16 protein-coding genes and 2 pseudogenes are annotated in these 20637 nt (G+C 64.8%); 14 read left to right on the top strand and 4 right to left on the bottom strand.

Features of this window, described 5'->3' with window-relative positions; translation table 11 throughout:
- Together QMX96_RS15395 and QMX96_RS15390 are read right to left on the bottom strand one after the other, a co-directional pair.
- Positions 1 to 831 carry an alpha/beta hydrolase gene (locus QMX96_RS15395; RefSeq protein ID WP_043864022.1) on the bottom strand — a complete coding sequence of 277 codons (831 nt, stop codon included), beginning with the start codon at positions 829 to 831 and terminating at the stop codon, positions 1 to 3.
- A 146-nt stretch (positions 832 to 977) separates the two neighbouring features.
- Positions 978 to 2837, bottom strand: coding sequence for an ABC transporter ATP-binding protein (locus QMX96_RS15390; RefSeq protein ID WP_054914368.1), 1860 nt, complete (start codon positions 2835 to 2837; stop codon positions 978 to 980).
- 221 nt (positions 2838 to 3058) lie between these two features.
- Between QMX96_RS15390 and QMX96_RS15385 the strand changes: the two are divergent.
- Positions 3059 to 3842 (top strand): annotated as a pseudogene (locus QMX96_RS15385) (PhzF family phenazine biosynthesis protein).
- 81 nt (positions 3843 to 3923) lie between these two features.
- Positions 3924 to 4142, top strand: coding sequence for a hypothetical protein (locus QMX96_RS15380; RefSeq protein ID WP_078481122.1), 219 nt, complete (start codon positions 3924 to 3926; stop codon positions 4140 to 4142).
- A gap of 45 nt (positions 4143 to 4187) precedes the next feature.
- Here QMX96_RS15380 and QMX96_RS15375 read toward each other — a convergent pair whose 3' ends face one another.
- On the bottom strand, positions 4188 to 5063 hold the full coding sequence (locus tag QMX96_RS15375; RefSeq protein ID WP_282362016.1) for a helix-turn-helix transcriptional regulator: 876 nt from the start codon (positions 5061 to 5063) through the stop codon (positions 4188 to 4190).
- A gap of 218 nt (positions 5064 to 5281) precedes the next feature.
- Here QMX96_RS15375 and QMX96_RS15370 point away from each other — a divergent pair, with 218 nt between their 5' ends.
- From QMX96_RS15370 to QMX96_RS15340, 7 genes are all read left to right on the top strand, one after another.
- Positions 5282 to 6136: a hypothetical protein gene (locus QMX96_RS15370; protein WP_052504312.1), complete on the top strand. Its 855-nt coding sequence runs from the start codon at positions 5282 to 5284 to the stop codon at positions 6134 to 6136.
- Positions 6137 to 6300: 164 nt separating this feature from the next.
- A complete protein-coding gene (locus tag QMX96_RS15365) occupies positions 6301 to 7536 on the top strand; it encodes an MFS transporter (protein ID WP_043864017.1) in 1236 nt (411 codons plus the stop codon).
- A gap of 186 nt (positions 7537 to 7722) precedes the next feature.
- A complete protein-coding gene (locus QMX96_RS15360; protein ID WP_043864016.1) occupies positions 7723 to 8553 on the top strand; it encodes a dihydroorotate dehydrogenase electron transfer subunit in 831 nt (276 codons plus the stop codon).
- Positions 8553 to 9488 carry a dihydroorotate dehydrogenase gene (locus tag QMX96_RS15355; RefSeq protein ID WP_043864015.1) on the top strand — a complete coding sequence of 312 codons (936 nt, stop codon included), beginning with the start codon at positions 8553 to 8555 and terminating at the stop codon, positions 9486 to 9488. The genes QMX96_RS15360 and QMX96_RS15355 overlap by 1 nt, the downstream gene beginning before the upstream one ends.
- Positions 9485 to 10741: a Zn-dependent hydrolase gene (locus tag QMX96_RS15350; RefSeq protein WP_282362014.1), complete on the top strand. Its 1257-nt coding sequence runs from the start codon at positions 9485 to 9487 to the stop codon at positions 10739 to 10741. Before QMX96_RS15355 ends, QMX96_RS15350 begins: the two co-directional genes overlap by 4 nt.
- On the top strand, positions 10738 to 12096 hold the full coding sequence (locus tag QMX96_RS15345) for a dihydroorotase (protein WP_282362013.1): 1359 nt from the start codon (positions 10738 to 10740) through the stop codon (positions 12094 to 12096). The genes QMX96_RS15350 and QMX96_RS15345 overlap by 4 nt, the downstream gene beginning before the upstream one ends.
- 26 nt (positions 12097 to 12122) lie before the next feature.
- Entirely contained in the window at positions 12123 to 12452 is a 330-nt protein-coding gene (locus tag QMX96_RS15340) for a hypothetical protein (RefSeq protein ID WP_054914373.1), read from the top strand.
- Positions 12453 to 12491: 39 nt separating this feature from the next.
- Here QMX96_RS15340 and QMX96_RS15335 read toward each other — a convergent pair whose 3' ends face one another.
- Positions 12492 to 13394 carry a LysR substrate-binding domain-containing protein gene (locus tag QMX96_RS15335; protein ID WP_058540305.1) on the bottom strand — a complete coding sequence of 301 codons (903 nt, stop codon included), beginning with the start codon at positions 13392 to 13394 and terminating at the stop codon, positions 12492 to 12494.
- A gap of 148 nt (positions 13395 to 13542) precedes the next feature.
- On the opposite strand from QMX96_RS15335, the gene QMX96_RS15330 reads away from it, so the two are divergent.
- The 5 genes and pseudogenes from QMX96_RS15330 to QMX96_RS15310 all read left to right on the top strand — a co-directional run.
- The gene (locus QMX96_RS15330) at positions 13543 to 15126 is read left to right on the top strand and encodes an amidohydrolase (RefSeq protein WP_116053748.1); all 1584 of its coding nucleotides are present in this window, start codon (positions 13543 to 13545) and stop codon (positions 15124 to 15126) included.
- A gap of 93 nt (positions 15127 to 15219) precedes the next feature.
- A complete protein-coding gene (locus QMX96_RS15325) occupies positions 15220 to 16956 on the top strand; it encodes an amidohydrolase (RefSeq protein WP_043864009.1) in 1737 nt (578 codons plus the stop codon).
- 14 nt (positions 16957 to 16970) lie between these two features.
- Positions 16971 to 17972 (top strand): GTP-binding protein, encoded by a 1002-nt coding sequence (locus QMX96_RS15320; RefSeq protein ID WP_282362012.1) that lies wholly within the window; start codon positions 16971 to 16973, stop codon positions 17970 to 17972.
- A gap of 186 nt (positions 17973 to 18158) precedes the next feature.
- Positions 18159 to 19760: a 5-guanidino-2-oxopentanoate decarboxylase gene (locus tag QMX96_RS15315; RefSeq protein ID WP_282362011.1), complete on the top strand. Its 1602-nt coding sequence runs from the start codon at positions 18159 to 18161 to the stop codon at positions 19758 to 19760.
- A gap of 88 nt (positions 19761 to 19848) precedes the next feature.
- A pseudogene (locus tag QMX96_RS15310) lies at positions 19849 to 20613 on the top strand (ATP-binding cassette domain-containing protein); the annotation flags it as partial.
- Positions 20614 to 20637: the final 24 nt, after the last annotated feature.

Here is a 20637-nt window from a genome sequence, read left to right as displayed (position 1 = left end):
CTAGCTTCGCAGGAACGCGAGCAGATCGGCGTTGATCGTGTCGGCGTCGGTGGTCGGCATGCCATGCGGCAAGCCCGCATAGGTTTTCAGGGTGCCGTTCTGCAACAGCTTCGCTGACCGCGGCCCTGAGTTTGCATAGGGCACGATCTGGTCATCGTCCCCGTGCATCACCAGGACGGGAATCGTGATGCGCTTGAGATCGTCGGTGAAGTCGGTCTGGGAGAAGGCCACGATCCCGTCAAGGTGTGCCTTGGCGCAGCCCATCATGCCCTGGCGCCACCAGTTCAGGATGGTGCCCTCGCTGGCGTTTGCGCCTGGGCGGTTGTAGCCATAGAACGGGCCCGACGGCAGGTCATGGTAGAACTGTGCGCGGTTGGCCTTGAGCTGCGCCTGCAAGTCATCGAACACCGACCTGGGCAAGCCGTCCGGATTGTTCGGGGTCTGGACCATCAGCGGTGGCACGGCACTGATGAGGGCAGCCTTCGACACACGCTCCTGGCCATGGCGAACGATGTAGCGGATCACCTCGCCGCCGCCGGTGGAGTGCCCCACGTGGGCTGCACCCTGCACGCCAAGATGGTCGACCACGGCCGCAACGTCGTCCGCATAGTGATCCATGTCGTGCCCGTCCCACACCTGGCTGGAGCGCCCGTGGCCGCGGCGGTCGTGTGCGACGACCCGGTAGCCGTGATCAAGGAAGAACAGCATCTGCGCATCCCAGTCGTCGGCACTGAGTGGCCACCCGTGGTGAAAGACGATCACCGGGGCATCGCGTGGGCCCCAGTCCTTGTAGAAGATCTCGACACCGTCCCGCGTAGTGACATACCCCATGTTCGTGGCTCCCGAGTGAAGTGGAGGGCGTGGTCAGTATCGTGTTGTGATCATGACCAGGTGAACAAAGTGCAGATCAGCGGATGAACGGCCTGCGCAGACGCTGCGATAGCCGTTGACCACGGACCATCGCAGGCTTGTACGGCTCAGTCCTGATGCATGGCCTGTGCTACCCCCTGATCCTCACCCAGGAACCCGCCACTCTGGTGGTGCCACAGCTGCGCATAGGTGCCATTTCTGGCAAGCAACTCGGCGTGGGTACCCTGCTCGATGATGCGCCCGTCATCCATCACCACCAGCCGGTCCATGGCCGCAATGGTGGACAGACGGTGGGCGATGGCGATCACGGTCTTGCCCTGCATCATCTCGTCGAGGCTCTCCTGGATGGCCACTTCGACCTCGGAGTCGAGCGCGCTGGTGGCTTCGTCCAGCAGCAGGATCGGGGCGTTCTTGAGCATCACTCGGGCGATCGCGACGCGCTGGCGCTGGCCCCCCGACAGCTTGATGCCGCGCTCGCCCACCAGGGTGTCGTAGCCGCTATGGCCTTGCTGGTCGCTCAACTGGCTGATGAAACCGTCGGCCTGGGCACTGGCGGCTGCGCTGCGGACCTGTTCGTCGGTGGCGTCGGGCCGGCCATAGGCGATGTTGTCGCGAATGGAACGGTGCAGCAGCGAGGTGTCCTGGGTGACCATGCCGATGGCGCTGCGCAGGCTGTCTTGAGTCACATGGGCGATGTCCTGCCCGTCGATGCGGATCTGGCCGCTGTCGACGTCATAGAAGCGCAGCAGCAGGTTGATGAGCGTGGACTTGCCCGCGCCGGAGCGCCCCACCAGGCCGATCTTTTCACCCGGGCGAATGCTCAGGCTCAGGCCGTCGAGCACCTGGCGCTCGCCGTTGTAGTTGAAGCTCACCTTGTCGAAGGTGACCGCGCCGCCGCGGGTCTGCAGCACCTTGGCGTCCGGGGCATCCTTGACCTTGGGGCCGCGGGTCAGTGTGGCCATGCCGTCCTGCACGGTGCCGATGTTCTCGAACAGCGAGGTCATCTGCCACATGATCCAGTGCGACATGCCATTGATGCGCAGCGCCATGGCGGTGATCGCCGCCACGGCACCTGCGCCGACCTCGCCCTGGTGCCACAGCCACAGGGCATAGCCGCCGGCGGCCATGATCAGGGCCACCACCAGTGCCTGGTTGACGATCTCGAACTGGCTGACCAGGCGCATCTGGCGAAAGCCGGTCTGCTTGAAGTCTTCCATCGCCGCACGGGCGAAGTGCGCCTCGCGGTTGGAGTGGGAGAACAGCTTCACCGTGGTGATGTTGGTGTAGGCGTCGGAAATGCGCCCGGTCATCATCGAGCGGGCGTTGGCCTGCTCCTGTCCGACCTTGCCCAGGCGCGGCACGAAGTACAGCATGGCCAGGCCGAACAGCACCACCCAGGCAACGAATGGCAGCATGAGCTTGAGCGCGAAGCCGCCGGCCAGCGCGATGATCGCGATGAAGTACACCCCGATGCCGGGGGCGATCTCGATCAGGGTGAACAGCAGGTCGCGCACCGCCAGTGCGGTCTGCATGACCTTGGTGGTGACGCGCCCGGAGAATTCGTCGGAAAAGAACGACAGGCTCTGGCGCAGCATCAGGCGGTGGAAGTCCCAGCGCAGGCGCAAGGGCAGGTTGATTGCCAGTATCTGGTGCTGAACCATGGTGCGCAGGGCCACCAGCCCGACGCTGCACAGCATCACGATACCGATGCCCCACAGCACGCGGCGTTCCTGCGCTGCCGCATCGCCCCCGGCCTGCCAGGTGGAGAGCAGGTCCACGACCTGGCCCAGGAACGAAAACAGCCAGGCTTCATAGATGGACACCGCAGCGCTGAGCAGTGCGAACGCCAGAATGTAGCCGCGCGCACCCCGCGTGCACGCCCACAGAAAGCGTGCCAGGCCCACGGGCGGCGGGGGCACCTCGTCAGGAGGGAAAGGGTCGAGCCTTCGTTCAAATGCACGAAGCATGGTGGTCTCCAAAACGATCGAATGGGGGCAATTCTGACATCGAACGGCGGGCTTGCGGGATTTGGGGGAAGTGAAGAGGCGGTGGTGGTTTGCTGCGCTGGTTGAGAGAAAGGCCGCAATCGACCCAACGCGGGTTGCCGTTTCAGGATTTCAACAATAAATTGATAATTCAACGCCTGGTTGATATTTTCTAGGCCAGACGATCATTACTTGGGTGCCCGATGCAACTCGATATTTTCCAGGTGGACGCTTTTTCTTCCGAGACGTTCGGCGGCAACCCGGCGGCTGTGTGCCCGCTGGACGCCTGGCTGCCTGATGCAACGCTGCAACGGATCGCAGCAGAGAACAATGTGTCCGAGACGGCCTATTGGGTACGCAACGGTGAGGTGTTCGAGCTGCGCTGGTTTACCCCCGCAGTTGAGGTCGATCTGTGCGGGCACGCCACGCTGGCAGCCGCCTGGGTGCTGTTCGAACAGCTTGGTGAACGCCGCGACACGCTGCGTTTTTCCACCCGCAGCGGTGAATTGCGAGTGCGCCGCGAAGGCGGTCGCCTGGCCATGGACTTTCCGGCCAAGCAGCCTGAAGCCGTAGCCCTGCCGCCTGGCCTGCTGCAGGCCCTGGGGCTGGAGCAGGTCGAAGCGCTGTATCGCACGGACGATTACCTGGTAGTGGTCGAGGATGAAAGCATCGTCGCCGGGCTCGACCCCGACTTTGCCGCCCTGGCCGCATTCGAGGTGCGCGGGGTTGCCGTGACCGCGCCGGGTCGTCACATGGACTTCGTCTCGCGCTGGTTCGGGCCGCGAGTGGGGGTCAACGAAGACCCTGTCACCGGCTCGGCCCACACTTCGCTGGCGACCTATTGGTCCCAACGCCTGGGCAAGCGCAGCCTGTGCCGAGCAGGGCGGGGCGCGCAAGGGCCAACTGCACTGCGAAGTCCTGGACAACGACCGGGTCATCATCAGCGGTCACGCGGCGCTCTACCTGCGCGGCACCATCTTCATCTGAGACCGGCCGGCCAAATCACTTCAAACTTTTCCTGCCTCACGGGTTCTGCTTAGTAACACCCCGCACTCGAAGGAGAACCCGATGAAACCCACCGATACCAAGCAGGGCGACAAGGTCCCGCGGCCACTCTCGTCGGACCAGGCGCAGAAGGGCACGCCATCCCCCGACCCGGTGCTGGAACAACCGGACCCGGATACCGAGGCAGTGGACAAGGTGATCACGCCGACGTCCATCAAGGAGCAGGAAGAAAAGACCCGCGAAATCCAGCGGCGCCTGGCCGAGGCGCAAGGGAAGGGCTGAAAGCGGCCCTGCCGGGCCCTGCGTGCCTTGGCGTGCCAGCGCCAGTCACAGCTTGGCGAGCAGGTGCTGCAGTTTTTTCGTGGCTTCGCGCCCGGAACAGGCGCGGCTGAGCAGGTCGCTGGACATGTTCTTGTACATTTCCACGGCCTGGGCAGAGGAGGTGACGCTGGCAATGCCCACATGCAGGTTGGGCAGCTCCCCTAGCCGGTAAGGGCTCACCGCCACGTAGCTGGTGGTCTTCTGCTCGAAGATCTGGAAGGTGGCGCTGGGCAGTGCCTCGTCGATCAGGTAGATACCCGGGTGATCGCTGTTGGTCTCGACGATGGAGATCAGGTTCTCGATTTCCTTGCGTGCCAGCAGGGCGCGCTCCATTCGCACGCTGGGGGGCAGGTCCAGGCGGCCTACCAGGCCGATGTGCAGGTAACGCTCGATCTGACGCAGGCTGACAATCGACCTGACCTGGAATTTTTCGCGAAAGAAGGTGGATTTGCGCTCGTCCAGAATGCTCAGAATCTGGCTCTCCATCGCTTCCTGTGCCGGGCTGAAACCCTGTGGTCGAGCCTCGTGGAGCATGGTCTGAAACAGCGCCGAGTATTCGGGCGTGGTCAGCAGGTAGGAAAACGGGTCGAAGTAGGAGATGACGCTGCTGGAACGGGCCTCCAGCTGGCGCATGCGCTCGAAGTAGCCGAGGGCGTTGTCGAAGTACTCCGTATCGGAACCCAGCAGGCTGGTCAGCGACACCTTCAGCAGGTCGGCCAGGCGCTCCAGTGTGTCGAGTTTGACGATCTTGCCCAGTTCCAGGCGGTACACCGCAGCCCGCGAGATGCCGAGCTTGTCGGCCACCTGGTCGGCGTTGAGCTGGCGGCCGATGCGAAAGGCCCGGAGGCGCTCGCCGATTGCCTGGTAATCAATCTGGTTCACTGGGGGATCCTTGTCGTTTTTCGTGGTGGCATGTTCTACCAGATCGGCTTGACGAGGCCATGGCGCGAGTGTATCAATATTTAGACATGAACTGTTGCTTGTCCAAAAAATATAAAAAAGGCCGACACATGTCCACACCACCCTGCACCTGCTGCGGCATCGCCTGCGCTGCCACCTGACACCAAAACCCCACCCCCCACCTGATAGGAGCTTCCCTGATGAAGACTCGCATCGGCGCGCCCGCGTTCGCGCTTTTCATGACCCCTATGGTGATGGCTGGCCCGCCGCCAGCCTTCAGCGATACCTTTATCGGCTATCGCTACAGCAGCCATTTCTCGGACCCGGGCAAGCGCCAGGACATAGCCAAGCACATTGTCCAGCTTGCCCATGTGAGCAGCTACGCCCTGGGCCAGCAGTTCGCCAACGTGGATGTGTTCAAGTCCGACCGCGATGACCCGCGCAAGGACAGCAGCAGCGGCGCCACCGAGGTCTACCTGACCTACCGCAATCAGTTGCAGCATGCACGGGTGTTCGATCGGCCGCTGGCGTTCGGGCCGGTGAAGGACGTCGCGCTGACCCTGGGCCTGGACTGGAACACCAAGAACAACGCGTTCCAGTCGCGAAAGCGCATGATTTTGATCGGCCCGACCCTCAAGTTCGCGCTGCCGGCAGGGTTTCTCGACCTCAGCCTGTTCTATGCCAGGGAATGGAACCACTGTGGGCTCGACAGCTGCCGGCAGCCGGGCAACCATTCGCGCATGGCGTTCGACCCGTTCTACCAGCTGAACCTGACCTGGGGCATACCGTTCGCGCTGGGCAGCCTGCCGATGAAGTTCCAGGGCTTCTACAGCTACAGCGGCGAGAAGGGCGATGACTACCGGCGCAACCCGACGGCGGATGAACAGCTGATGCGCACCTCGCTGATGCTGGATGCAGGGGCTGTGCTGGGCGGCGCAAGAAACACGCTATGGGTCGGGCCCGGATACGAGTACTGGCGCAACAAGTTCGGCAACCGCCGTGGCGACGGGATCGACGTGGACGCCTTGTCGATCAACCTGGAGTGGCATTTCTGAGCGCAGCGTTTTTTTTTTGCGAGCCCGCAATCTAAATATTTAGACAATCGCGCAGGCTGGCAGTACGCTTTGTGAAGCCTTGCACGGGCGGACCGGCGGCGATCCTGGGCGGGTTCAGGCGTCAGCTGTCTAAAAAACCATACAAAAACAAGAGGTAAACCAAGATGGCTTCTTCCGAAAAGCGTCCGAAGAAGGACGCGTCACCCAAGAAGGCCCTGATAGCCAGCGTGACCGGCTATGCGATGGACGGCTTCGACCTGCTGATTCTCGGGTTCATGCTGCCGGCGATCACCATCGGTCTCGGTCTGAGTTCCTCGGAGGCTGGCTCGCTGGTGACATGGACGTTGCTGGGCGCCGTGGCCGGGGGGCTGATCTTCGGCCAACTGAGCGACCGCTATGGCCGGGTACGCATGCTGACCCTGTGCATCCTCACCTTCTCGATATTCACCGGGCTGTGCGCATTCGCCCAGGGCTACTGGGACCTGCTGATCTATCGAACCCTGGCCGGGTTCGGCCTGGGCGGGGAGTTCGGCATCGGCATGGCACTGATCGCCGAAACCTGGCCGGCCAATCGACGCAATCGTGCTTCTTCCTATGTGGGCATGGGGTGGCAGGCCGGCGTGCTCGCCGCTGCATTGCTCACGCCATTGCTGCTGCCCTACATCGGCTGGCGCGGCATGTTCCTGGTCGGGTTGCTGCCAGCGTTCGTATCGCTCGTGGTTCGCCATACCATGAGCGAGCCGGCAGAGTTCGTGAAGGCCGCAGCCGACCCGGTGCCTTTCGCACGGCGCTTCACCGACCTGTTCAAGGACCGGCAGACCAGCAAGGCGAGCCTGGGGGTGATGGTGCTCACCTCGGTGCAGAACTTCGGCTACTACGGGCTGATGATCTGGATGCCCAGCTACCTGTCGAACAAGTTCGGCTTCTCGCTGATGGCCTCCGGAACCTGGACCGCAGTGACGGTGCTGGGCATGGCGTTCGGTATCTGGCTGTTCGGGCACCTGGCCGACCGTTTCGGACGCAAGCGCATGTTCCTGCTGTATCAGGCCGGCGCAGCGTTCATGGTCATCGCCTATGCCAACCTCGACAACCCCACGGTCATGCTGTTTGCCGGCGCGATCATGGGCATCTTCGTCAACGGCATGATCGGTGGCTACGGCGCATTGATCTCCGATCTGTACCCCGCGCAGATCCGTGCCACGGCGCAGAACGTGCTGTTCAACGTGGGCAGGGCCGCCGGTGGCTTCGGGCCGCTGGTGGTGGGCGCCGTAGCGCTGCACTATTCGTTCTCGGCGGCCATCATGCTGCTTGCCTCGCTGTATGGGGTGGCGATGCTCGCGACGGTGTTGCTGCTTCCCGCCTGCCAGGCCCACGACGTGCCGAAGCCGCAGCCGGCCTAGCCCGGCGGGATGGTTATGAATTTGCTCTGGCTTATTCGTATCAAAAATTAGACAGAAACACCGAGCTGCAGTACAGTCAGCTTAAGCAATCGCTGAAACACCGCTTCATCTGCCGCTTCATCACTGAGGCGGCATCTACTTTTGACCGTGCTGTATAAAAAATTAGACAAATGCGAGGCCACCTCAATGAACGTGATTTCCGGCTGCTGCCAGGCGAGTGCCCTGACTCCCCCAGACGACACCTTGGCGGTCGTGATTTCCAACCAATGGGTCAACGATGAATACAAGCGCCTGGTGCTACAGGCCGACGGCGCCGCCAGCCAGTCGTTGCCGGGGCAGTTCTTCAACCTGCTGTGCCCGAGTGAAGGCGAGCACAAGCCGTACTTCCGTCGCCCCATGAGCACTTACAAGGCCGACCCGGCCACGGGCCAGGTGGAGTTTCTGTACAAGGTGACCGGCAAGGGCACCTATGGCCTGGAGACGCTTGGCCAGGCGCAGACCGTGGAGATCCTAGGCCCGCTGGGCAAGGGCTTCGACCTGCAGCCGGGGTGGCAGCACATGATCATCGTGGCCCGGGGTGTGGGGCTGGCCACCCTGGCGCCGCTGGCCGAAGCGGCGCATCGGCTGGGCATCCGCCTGACCGCAGTGCTGAGTGCCCGCAGCGAGAAGAGCCTGCTTTCCCGCGAGCGCTTCGCCTCGCTGGGGGCCGACGTGCGGGTGGTGCTGGATGAGGATGGCAGCAGCTCGCCCGAACGGCTCGAACCGCTGCTGCGCCAGATCATCGCCCGTGAAGGCACCGATGCGCTGTTCACGTGTGGCTCCAGGCGGCTGACCCAGTTGCTGAAGAAGCTGAGCGCCGAGCTCGGCCTGGTGGGCCAGGTAGCGCTGGAGCAACAGATGGTGTGCGGCCTGGGCATGTGCCAGTGCTGCGTCGAGGTGTTCGAGGTGGACGGGCTCAGGGTGGGCAAGCGGGTATGCCTCGAAGGCCCTGTATTCGACCTGGCGGAGGTGGTGTGATGATCAATCTGAGCGTACAGGTCGGCGGGTTGCGCCTGAAGAACCCGGTGATGCCGGCATCGGGCACCTTTGCCGAAGAGCTTGCCCACCTGCTGGACTTCAACCAGCTGGGTGCACTGGTGACCAAGACCATCACCACCGAAAAGCGCAGCGGCAACCCGATGCCGCGGGTCTGCGAGCTGAACGACGGGATGATGAATGCCATCGGCATTCCCAGCAAAGGCGCGCAGCTGTTCATCGACAAGGTGGTGCCGTTCTACCGCGACTACGACGCGCCGTTGATCGTGAGCATTTCGGCGCCCACGGCCCAGGGCTTTGCCGACCTGGCGGCGCGGCTGAGCGATGTGCCAGGCGTGGCCGGCATCGAGGCCAATATCTCGTGCCCCAACCTGGAAGCGCATGGCCAGTCGTTCGGCATGCAGGCTGAAAGTACCCGCGACGTGGTGGAGCTGATGCGCCAGGTCACCTCGTTGCCGCTGTGGGTCAAGCTGACCCCCAATGCCGGCGAGGTGGTGCCGGTTGCCCTGGCTGCGCAGGAGGCCGGGGCCGATGCCGTCGTGGTGGGCAACACGCTGCTCGGGTTGTCGGTGGACATCGAGCGAGGCCGCGCGCGGCTGGGCAACTTCATGGGCGGCATATCCGGCGCCGCCATCCGCCCGCTGATGGTGCGCCTGACCTATCAATGCGCCCAGGCGCTGGAAATTCCGGTGATTGGCTGCGGTGGCATTGCCACGGCCGACGATGCGCTGGAGTTCATCTATGCCGGTGCCTCGGCGGTGCAAGTGGGCACGGCCACCTTCCTGCACCCGAAAACCATGAACACCATGGTGTCTGAACTGGAGGCCTACTGCCGGCGCAAGGGCGTTGCCTCGATCAGCACCCTGATCGGCGCCCTCGACGATTTGCCCGCCGAGCCGTTTGGAGCCTTGCCATGATCGCGCAATGGCCTGAACAGGCCGCCAGACTGTTCGACACCATCGCCGCCTTGTCACGCGATGCCCAGGTGGGGATCACCCGCGAAAGCTACGGCCCCGGCGAGAGTGACACCATCGCCTGCCTGAGCGACTTCGCCTTGACCCAGGGGCTGGAGGTGGCAACCGACCGTGCGGGCAACGTGATCTTCACGCGCAAGAGCGACAATGGCCAGCCCGCGCTGTGGTACGGCTCGCACCTGGACTCGGTGCCCCAGGGCGGCAACTACGACGGCCTGGCCGGCGTTGTGGCGGGCCTGCTGTGCCTGTGCCGGCTCGACCGCGAGGGCGTTGCCACGGCGCAGCCGGTGCGGGTCATCGGGCTGCGTGGCGAGGAGAGCGCCTGGTACGGCAAGTCGTACATCGGTTCGCGTGCGCTGGTCGGCGGGTTGAGCGAGCACGACCTGCAGCTGACCAACCGCTTCAGCCAGCGCACCCTGGGCCAGGCCATGCAGGCCGTGGGCGCCGACCTGGCAGCGATTGGCCGTCAGCAGTGGCTGGTCGATCGCACCCAGTTTGCCGGCTATCTGGAAGTGCATATCGAGCAGGCGCAGTCGCTGGAGCGCATGGGGCAGGCCGTGGGGATCGTGCCCGGCATCCGCGGCAACCTGCGCCATAACCAGGTTCGCTGCCTGGGCGAAGATGGCCATTCGGGCGCCGTGGCTCGGGAGGACCGCCACGACGCCGTGTTTGCCGTGAGCGAGCTGGTGGCCCGCATCGACCAATGCTGGCGTGAGTACCTCGCCGCCGGGCGAGACCTGGTGGTTACCGTCGGCACACTGGGGACCAACGCGGCGCACCATGCCGTCTCGCGTATTCCCGGCGAGGTCAGCTTCAGCCTCGAGATGCGCAGCCTCGACATGGCCACGCTCGAGGCCTTTCACGCGGTTGCGCTGCACGAGGCAAAGGCCATCGAGCAGGCCCGCCAGGTTCGCTTCGAGTTCGACCTGCGTATCGACACGGCCCCGGCGGCCATGCACGCCCCCTGGGTCGAGGCGCTGGTGCGCCAGGCCCGCCAACAAGGCTGGCAGGGCGTGCTCACCCCCAGCGGGGCCGGCCATGACGCTGCGGTTTTCGCCAACGTCGGCATCCCCAGCGCCATGCTGTTCATCCGCAACCAGCACGGCTCGCACAACCCCCACGAGGCCATGGCCCTGGACGACTTTCTGGTGGCCACCGAGGTGCTCTATCACACGACACTGGAGCTGACACCATGAGCGTACCCCGCAATGCCTGGCTGATCCGCAACGCGACCCTGGTCAACGAAGGCCGCACCTGGGCGGCCGATGTGCGGCTGCGCGAGGGCCGCATCGACTGTATCGGGCAGGCCCTGCAGCCGCTTGCCGGGGAGGGCGTGATCGAGGCGCACGGCCTGTGGCTGCTGCCGGGAATGATCGACGATCAGGTGCACTTCAGGGAGCCCGGCCTGACCCACAAGGCGGACATCGCCAGCGAGTCGCGGGCCTGTGCAGCGGGCGGCATCACCAGTTTCATGGAGATGCCCAACACCAACCCGCCCGCGCTCGATCGGGCCAGCCTTGAAGCCAAGTACGCCATCGCCGCCGCATCGAGCGCGGTCAACTACGCCTTCTACATGGGGGCAAGCAACGACAACCTGGCCGCCATTCGCGCCATCGACCCGGCCAGCACGCCAGGGCTGAAGGTGTTCATGGGGGCCTCGACCGGCAACATGCTGGTGGACGACCCCGAGGTGTTGAACGAGATCTTCCGGGTTTCGCCGGTGCCGATCATCACCCATTGCGAAGACACGCCCATGATCAATGCCGAGCTGGAAAAGGCCAGGGCGCGCTTTGGCGAGGACATTCCGGCCCGCGAGCACCCGCTGATCCGTTCGCGCCAGGCGTGCATCAGGTCCACTCGGCTGGCCATCGAGCTGGCGCGCAAGCACGGCACGCGCCTGCATGTGCTGCACATCTCCACGGCAGAAGAGCTGCAGCTGTTCGAGCCCGGCCCCCTCAGCGGCAAGCGCATCACCGCCGAAACCTGCGTGCACTTTCTGCACTTCACCGATCAGGACTACGAGCGGCTGGGCTTTCTGATCAAGTGCAACCCGGCGATCAAGTCGGCCAGTGACCGCGACGCCATCGTCAAGGCGCTGGCCGAAGGTCGGCTCGACGTGCTGGCGACCGACCATGCCCCGCACCTGCTCGAAGAAAAGCGCAGCACTTACGCCAAGGCGCCGTCAGGCATTCCGCTGGTGCAGTACGCGCTGCAGGCTGCCCTGGAGCGCGTCTTCTGCGGGGAGCTGAGCCTGGAGCGTCTGGTCGAGGTGGTCAGCCACGCACCGGCGCAGCTGTTCCAGGTCAGTGGCCGGGGCTACCTGCGCGAGGGCTACGCCGCCGACCTGGTGCTCGTCGACCCGCAGCGCCCGCACCGGGTGAGCAATGACCAGGTGCTGTCCAAATGCGGCTGGACGCCGTTTGCCGGTACCGAGTTCTCCTCGAGCATCGTCGCCACGTTCGTCAATGGCGAACGGGTGTGGGACGGCGCCACGGTGAACAGTGCAGTCCGTGGGCAACGACTTTCCTTCAACCGCGCCACGCCTGCCTAGTGGCGCAACAAGAGGTATGAACAACGATGAATTTTCATGAAATGGTGCAACGCTTCGCCGCCGCGCTGCCGGGCACCGACTCGTTCAAGCAGGCCAACGCCGACTGTGAGGCCATCATCCGTGACCAGCCGTTCCAGGCCGGCGCGGCCTTTCTGGTGGCGGGCTTTTGCCGCAGCTACGTGCTCATCTACGAGGATCAGGGGCTGGAGCACGACTTCGCCCTGCGCAACCAGCGCCAGCTGCTCGAGTACATGAACAGCCTGCAGGCGGCACTGGCGACGTGCGATCACGCGATTGCGCACCAGGCGCTGATCGAGGTGGTAACCCATTACGCCAGGAGCGAGCGGATTTTCTAGGGCGGCGGCTGGCGGCGCCAGCAGGCCGGAGCCAACGGCCTAGAGCGCCGTCCAGGACTGCCTCGAAGCCTGCAGCTGGTTCTTGATCCAGTTGGTAAAGGCCCGCACGGCGGGCCGTTCGCACTTCTGCAGGTCGGTGACCAGGTAGTAGCCGCGGTGCGAGTGGATGACGATATCGAAGGGGCGCACCAGCAGCCCCTTGGCCATGGAGTCGCCACACAACAGGTTGTCGCCCATGGCAACGCCCTGGGCCGCGATGCACGCCGCCTGTGCGCAATGTGCATCGGAAAACAGGATGCCGGTGGCCACGTTCAGCTCCGGGGTGTTCGCCGCCGCCTGCCACACCCGCCAGTCGCTGTAGTCGCTCATGTGCAGCAATGGGAACGCGGCCAGGTCCTGCGGGGTCTTGAGCCCGCCCAGGGCGTTGATCAGCCGCGGGCTGCAGACCGGAAAGTAGTTCAGCGCCGCTATCTGTTCCACCTGCATGCCAGGCCAGTCGCCGATACCGTAGGAGATGAACAGGTCGGCGTTGTGGTTGCTTACGTCATCCGCCGTGGTCGGTGTGACCATGTGCAACTGGACCTGGGGGTATTCCTTCACGAAGCCGCCGATGTGATGGCACAGCCAGTAGGTGGAAAACCCCGAGCTGCAACTGATGGTCAACTTGCCATACACCTCCTGGTCATCGACCCGCCGGCCTGCATCCTCCAGGTTGGCCAGCAGGCGCTGGATCTCCCGGGCGTAGCGTTCGCCGCGAAACGTCAGCGAGATACCCCGGCCCTGGCGCTCGGTCAGGGCAAAGCCGAGGGTGTCCTCCATGCCCGTGATCTGGTGGCTGATGGCGCTGCGGGTGAGGTTGAGCTCAAGCGCCGCGGCAGTCACGCTGCCCAACCGGGCAACCGCTTCCAGGGCACGTAACGCGGGCATCGAGGGTAGACGCATGGGGCGCTCCACTGACTTATTGTTGAGCAAATATAAACATTAATGGCGAAATAAATCGATTGTCGTATTTTCTGGTTCAACAATACTAGGCAGGCCCTGCGGGTCCGAGCCGCTCAGCGGGGTCACATACCAATAAGGAATGCCCTGCATGATCGAGCCCAAGGCCTTTGCCCAGAACTGGGTGGACCAACAGCAAACGACCCTGTCCGACTGGCACCAGGTGATCTGGCATTATGCCGAGCCGGCCTTTCGCGAGTACAAGTCCTGCGCCTGGTACGTCGAGCTGCTGCGCAGGCAAGGGTTCGAGGTGGAGGAGGGCAGCGGCGGCATGCCTACCGCCTTCTGCGCCACGTTTCGCAACGGCGACGGCCCTGTGCTGGCGACCTACGCGGAGTACGACGCGGTGCCGGGCAACAACCAGGCGGCGACCACCCGGCGCCAGCCGCGCGAAGGGCTGTCGCGTTTCGCCCCGGGGCATACCGACCCTCATTCGGCGCTGGGCATCAGTGCCCTGGGTGGCCTGCTGGCCGCCAAGGCCGCCATGCTCGAACATGGCATCGCGGGCACGCTGAAATTCTTCGGCGAGCCGGCGGAAAAGCTGCGCGCCTCCAAGCCGGTGCACGCGGCCAAGGGCTATTACGATGACCTGGACGCGGCCATCAGCTTCCACCCCACGTACATGCTGCCGCTGAACAACACCACTACCTGGGATACGCACTGCGGCATCGCCTACGCCTACATCTATACCTTCACCTGCGATTCGCCCCAGGACTGGATCGCAGCGGACAAGTACAGCCCGATCCCGCAGAACCACCTGGCCGCCAGGGCGCCTGGGGCCAACGACGCGCTGGTGCACTTCTATACCCTGAACGAAAGCATGCGCCGCTCCACGTTGCCGTTCACCGGGCTGTGGAGCTACAACGAGGCGATCCTCACCGCCGGCCAGGCCACAGCCGACAACCTGCCGCCGCACATCGCGCAGATCCAGTACCTGTCGCGCTGCGACTCGCTCGAGCAGGCCGAGGCCATCTCCCAGGTGATGGACAACAACGCTGCCGCCGCCGCCCTGGCCACCGGCTGCCAGTGGAACAAGACCTGGGTGTGCAAGTCCCGTGGCGGGCTGCCCAACCATGTGCTGGCGCAGGCCACCTACGACAACCTGCAGGCCATCGGCGCCCCCACCTGGGACGACGAGGCCATCGCCATCGCGCAGCAGATCCAGGGCAACCTGGGGCTCGAACCCATGGCCCGGCCGTTTCTGCCCGAAACCGAAACCCTGATCGACCCACAGGAGTGCGAGCGCCTGCTGCGCCAGCAGATGCCCGCCTGGCAAAAGCACCTGACCTCGGACGACTACCCCGAATACACCTGGCATTGCCCGACCGTGCGCCTGCTGGTGGCCCGCCCGATGCTCTCGGCACCGCCTGGCTACACCTACCCGGACTGGGTGCCCAATGCCCTGGGCGGCATCCGCCAGACCATCGACCCGATGATCCAGGTGGCGGCCAAGACCATCGGTGCCACCCTGATCGACCTGCTCACGCGGCCCGAGCTGCTGGCCGCCGCCCGCCAGGAATTCACCGAGCGTACCGGCGGCGGCATTGGCGGCACACGCTGGCAGGCGCCGCTGCTACCCCGGGACTTCAAGGTCCCGCATGACTTCCGCTGGCCCGAATACATCCGCACCGCCCGTGGCGAGGAGTGGTGGATTCCGGCCCGGGACGACGAATAGCCGACCGGCGACGGCGCCTGCGGCGCCTTTTACCCAACCTGGTTTTCTTGGACTGGTGCCGCGCGGCGGTGCCATGCAAAGGTGTTCCCTGCGATGAGTGCGATGACCGATTACCGCTCCAGCCATGTGCCCGGCCCCCAAGGCGCCGCCGACCTGGTGTTTCTAAATGGCCGCATCTATACGGTCGATGAGTCTGCCCCCTGGGCCGAAGCCGTGGCCATTCGCAATGGCAGCTTCGTCGCGGTGGGCAGCAACGACGAGGCGAAGGCGTTCGTCGGCCCGCGCACCCAGGTGGTGGACCTGGACGGCCGTTTCGTGATGCCGGGTATCTACGACATGCACACCCACCCGGACCTCAAGCTTGCGCCCGGTTACTCCGGCTACCTCGAAGTCGGCGTCAGCGATCCGACCCCGGAGCAGGTGCGCCAGGCCATTCTCGACTATGCGGCCGAGCACCCGGGCGACGGCTGGGTGTATGGGCAGTACTTCGTGCGCTACACCTTCAAGCAGGCCGGGCTGGTGCCGTCGCGCCAATGGCTGGACAGCGTGCTGCCGGACCGCCCGGTGGCGATACTGGATCGCTCCTGGGGCTGCATGATGGTCAACTCCAGGGCGCTCGAGATCGCCGGGATCGACGCCGACACCATCGACCCGCGCCACGGCTACATCGAGCGCGACAGCGTCACCGGCGAGCCGACCGGCATCCTGGTGGACGGTGCCTATGCACTGATGCACGCCGCCATGCCGCCCACGCCGCAACACGCCCTGAAGCGTGCCTATCGCGAAGGGGTGTGGTTCCAGAGCGGTCATGGGGTGGTGGGCACCAAGTATGTGCACGTGTGCGAGCACCGTCTCAATGCGCTCAAGGCCATCGACCAGGCGGGCGAGCTGTCGGTGCGCGTGGAGGCCGCGATCAGCTGGCAGGACGACATCTTCCCGGTCAAGCGGCGCTGGGAGCTGCTGGCGGGTGAGCGTCACTTCTATCGCAGCGCACGGCTCAACGCAAATGCGGTCAAGTTCCACTTCGACGGCACCCACGAATCGCGCTCGTCGTACCTGTCCAGCGCATGGCCGGGGGAGGAGCGCTGGCGCGGCCACCTCAACCTGACCCCCGAGCACATCACCGACATGGTGGTGGACATGGACCGCCGGGGTATCCGGGTCATCGCCCATTGCACCGGTGACGGCGCCTCCGACCTGTTCCTCGATGCCGTGGCCATGGCGCGGGCCAAGAACGGGCCCGACGGCGTGCGCCACCAGTGCGCGCACAGCACCACCTTGCTGGATGCCAACCTGCCGCGTTTTGCCGCGCTCAACGTCACCGCCGAGTTCTCCCCGGTGGGCTGGTTCCCTTCATCGTTCGCCAACGCCCGCGCCGTGTTCGGCGAGGACCGCATGCAGCGCGCCTACAACTTCAAGGGCGTGTTCGAGCATGGCGGCGTCGCGGTGATGGGCACCGACTGGCCGGTGTCCAGCATCAACCCCTGGATCGGCTTCGAGGCGATGGTCACCCGGCAGAACCCGTTCGGCGAGGAGCAGGGCAGTTTCTACGGCTCGCCCATCAGCCTGGAGCAGGCCATGCGCGTGATGACCATCAACGGGGCGTGGTGCATGGGTATCGAGGACAAGGCCGGCTCCATCGAGACGGGCAAGTCCGCCGACCTGATCGTGCTCGATCGCAACCTGTTCGAGGTGGAGCCCAAGGGCAACATCCACAACACCCAGGTGCAGATCACCGTGCTCGAAGGTGAAATCACCTGGGACCGCAACGGCGAGTTCGATGCCGGCACCCACGCGGCCACCTGGCGCCGTGAACTCCCCAACTTCTGAGGCGGGCCGTTTTGATGAACAAGCAGTCTCCCATTCCGGTGACGCTGGTGTCGGGGTTTCTCGGCTCCGGCAAGACCACCCTGCTCAACAAGATCCTGGGCAGCGATCACGGCTTGCGCATGGCGGTGATGGTCAATGACTTTGGCGCGATCAACATCGACAGCGAGCTGATCGTCAGCCAGACCCAGACCACCCTCAGCCTGGCCAACGGCTGCATCTGCTGCACGGTTGAAAGCGACCTGATCGAGCAACTGGGGCGCCTGCTCGGCGACCGGCAGAACCGCCCGGAGTACATTCTGATCGAGGCGAGCGGGGTGTCGAGCCCGGGCAAGATCGCCCGCACGCTGAAGTACCCGCAGTTTCGCGATGCGCTGTCGATCGACAGCATCATCACGGTGGTGGACACCGAGCAGTTCGGGCAGCTCGAGGGCGAGATGGCGCAGTTGGCCATGGACCAGCTGGACGTGGCGGACATCATCGTGCTGAACAAGGTGGACCGGGTCGAACGCAGCCAGATCGAGGCGCTCAAGAGCCGCTGGCTGTACCCCCGGGCGCGAATGCTCGAATGCCAGTATGGCGATGTACCGCTGGAGCTGGTGCTGGGCGTGGGGCGCGGCAACCCGCTGGCGTCCTTCACGCCGGCCAAGGCGGCCTCAGCGCCGAGCCTGGGCGGGCACGCGGCAGATCACGCCAGCGTGTTCGAGTCCTGGAGTTTCGCCAGCGACAGACCGATGGCGCTCGACACGCTGCGCGCGACGCTGGCGCAGCTGCCGGCGTCGATCTATCGGGCCAAGGGCACGCTGCACATCGCCGAAGTGCCGGGCAAGCGGTTCATCATGCACCTGGTCGGCAGCCGCTGCGAGATCCTGCCCGACCGCGCCTGGGGCGATGAAACGCCCCACACCCGGCTCGTGTGCATCGGCAAGCGCGGCACCCTGGCCCCCGACGCGCTCGAGGCCGGCTTCCAGGCGTGCGTTGTCCACACAAATGACAAGCTTTATTCACATCATGGGTGAAGCGGAATTGGCGACGGCCTCCGGCAGGTTCAGCAATGTGGGTGGTAGTGGCCTTCTGGCCTGTGCGGAGGGGGCAGGAGTGGTGAGCAGATATCAACAATCAGCCAAATTTAATTCGATTGTGGTTGCCCAGCATCTACTGAAAAATGCCTCGGCGGTCTGGTAAAAATAACAGGAGAAGACCCAATGACTAGTTGTGCTCAGGCGCTCGTCAAACTGCTTGAAGGTTATGGTGTGGACACCGTGTTCGGTATTCCGGGCGTGCACACTGTTGAGTTGTATCGCGGATTGCACGGTAGCCGGCTTCGCCATGTCAGCCCTCGCCACGAGCAGGGCGCAGGGTTCATGGCGGACGGCTATGCCCGAGCCAGTGGCAAGCCGGGGGTGTGCTTCATCATCACAGGCCCCGGCATGACCAACATTCTGACCGCCATGGGCCAGGCCTACGCCGACTCGGTGCCGATGCTGGTGATTTCCACCACCAGCCGTCGCGAGCACCAGCGGCTGGGGCACGGTTACCTGCACGAACTGCCTGACCAGCGCGCGATGGTGGCCGGCGTGTGCGCCTTCAGTCATACCCTGCAGCGCCCGCAGGAACTGCCGGAGGTGATTGCCCGGGCCTTCGCGCTGTTCGGTTGCGCCCGGCCGCGCCCGGTTCATATCGAGATCCCGCTGGATGTGCTGGAAATGCCGGCCGATGGCCTGGACCTGAGCCCTCGCGCATTGCCGCTGGCCAGCGCGCCTGCCGAGGCGGCCGTACAGCAGGCCGCCGCCCTGCTGGGCGCGGCACGGCGGCCGCTGATTCTTGCCGGCGGCGGCGCGCGCGGTGCCAGTGATGCACTGCGGGCACTGGCCGAGCGTCTCCAGGCACCCGTTGCGCTGACCACCAATGCACGCGGCATCCTGCCGCCTGCGCACCCGCTGCTGCTCGATGGCGTGCAATCGTCCGCCCATGGCCGTGCACTCTTTGCCCAGGCGGATGTGGTGCTGGCGGTGGGCACCGAGCTGGGCGAAACCGACTACGACTTCTTCGGCCTCGGGCCACTGGCCCTGCAGGTGCCGGTGATTCGCCTGGACATCGACCCGATGCAGATCCTGGGCGTGCAACGCGCAGCCGTCGGGCTGCTTGGCGACGCACGGTTGGGGCTGCTGGCCCTGATCGCAGCGCTGCCCGGGGCGGCCGCAGACAGTGACTGGGCCGCGTTGAACGTGCAGCGGGTCAATGCCGCCGAGCGCGGCAGCTGGACCGGCAGGCAGCAGGCCATGCAGGCGCTGCTGGATACGCTGCGCGACAGCCTGCCGGCGCCGATCCTGGTTGGCGATTCGACGCAGCCGGTGTACCAGGGCGCGCTGGGCTACCGCGCACCGGCCCCGTGCACCTGGTTCAACGCCGGTACCGGGTACGGAACGCTGGGCTACGGCCTGCCGGCGGCCATCGGTGCCAAGGTTGCCCTGCCTGAACGTGCCGTGGTGGCGCTGGTGGGCGATGGTGGTTTGCAGTTCTCGAGCGCCGAACTGATCGCGGCGCGCGAGCACGGCATCGGGGTCATCCTGGTGCTGTGGAACAACCAGTGCTACGGCGAAATTCGCGACTACATGACGGCGCGCGACATTGCGCCCCTGGGCGTGGACATCCTCACGCCGGACTTCGCGGCGTTCGCACGCTCCTGTCATGTGCAGTACCACACCGCCGGCAGCCTGGACGGGTTGCGCGATCTGCTGCAAGGCCTGGAGAGCGGCGAGCCGCACGTCATCGAACTGAACGCCTCGGACTTTCTGCCTGCCTGACGGGGCTGTCCGGTCGGGTTGATCAACAACAATGGGACATCGAAGCATGATCCACGAAAAAGGGCTGCCAAGCATGCAGTCGACCCCCGTCGTCGCCATCGATGACCTGCACAAGAGCTACGGCGACCATCACGTCCTCAAAGGGATCTCCCTGCGTGCCCATGAGGGGGACGTGGTGTCCCTGATCGGTTCCAGCGGCTCGGGCAAGAGCACCTTGCTGCGCTGCATCAACCTGCTGGAGATTCCCAACGCCGGCAGCCTGCGCGTGAACGACGAGGAAGTCAGGTTCAGGCAGGGGCGTGGCGGGGTGCGCGAGATCGCCGACCTGCGCCAGGTCGAGCGGCTGCGTGCGACCCTGAGCATGGTGTTCCAGAACTTCAACCTGTGGCCGCATCGCACCGTGCTGGAGAACGTGATCGAGGCCCCGGTGCATGTACTGGGTGAGAAGCGCCAGGACGCGATCGCGCATGCCGAGCAGTTGCTGGAGAAGGTCGGGCTGGCCCACAAGCGCCACGACTACCCCTCGTTTCTGTCCGGTGGCCAGCAGCAACGGGTCGCCATTGCGCGGGCACTGGCGGTACGGCCCAAGGTGATGCTGTTCGACGAACCTACCTCGGCGCTGGACCCGGAGCTGGTGGGCGACGTGTTGAAGGTGATCCGCGACATCGCGCAGGAGGGCCGCACGATGATCCTGGTGACCCACGAGATGGCGTTCGCGCGGGATGTCTCCACCCAGGTCGTGTACCTGCACCAGGGCCAGATCGAAGAGCAGGGCCCACCGCAACAGGTGATGCTCGACCCGCACAGCGAGCGGTGCCGCCAGTTCGTGATGGCGCAGAACAATCGCTCATAACAACACTATTCATCCGCGGGGGCG

Source organism: Pseudomonas sp. PS01300 (genome assembly GCF_029960155.1).
Taxonomy (GTDB): Bacteria; Pseudomonadota; Gammaproteobacteria; order Pseudomonadales; family Pseudomonadaceae; genus Aquipseudomonas; species Aquipseudomonas palmensis.
This window is presented reverse-complemented; position numbering and strand designations above follow the sequence as displayed.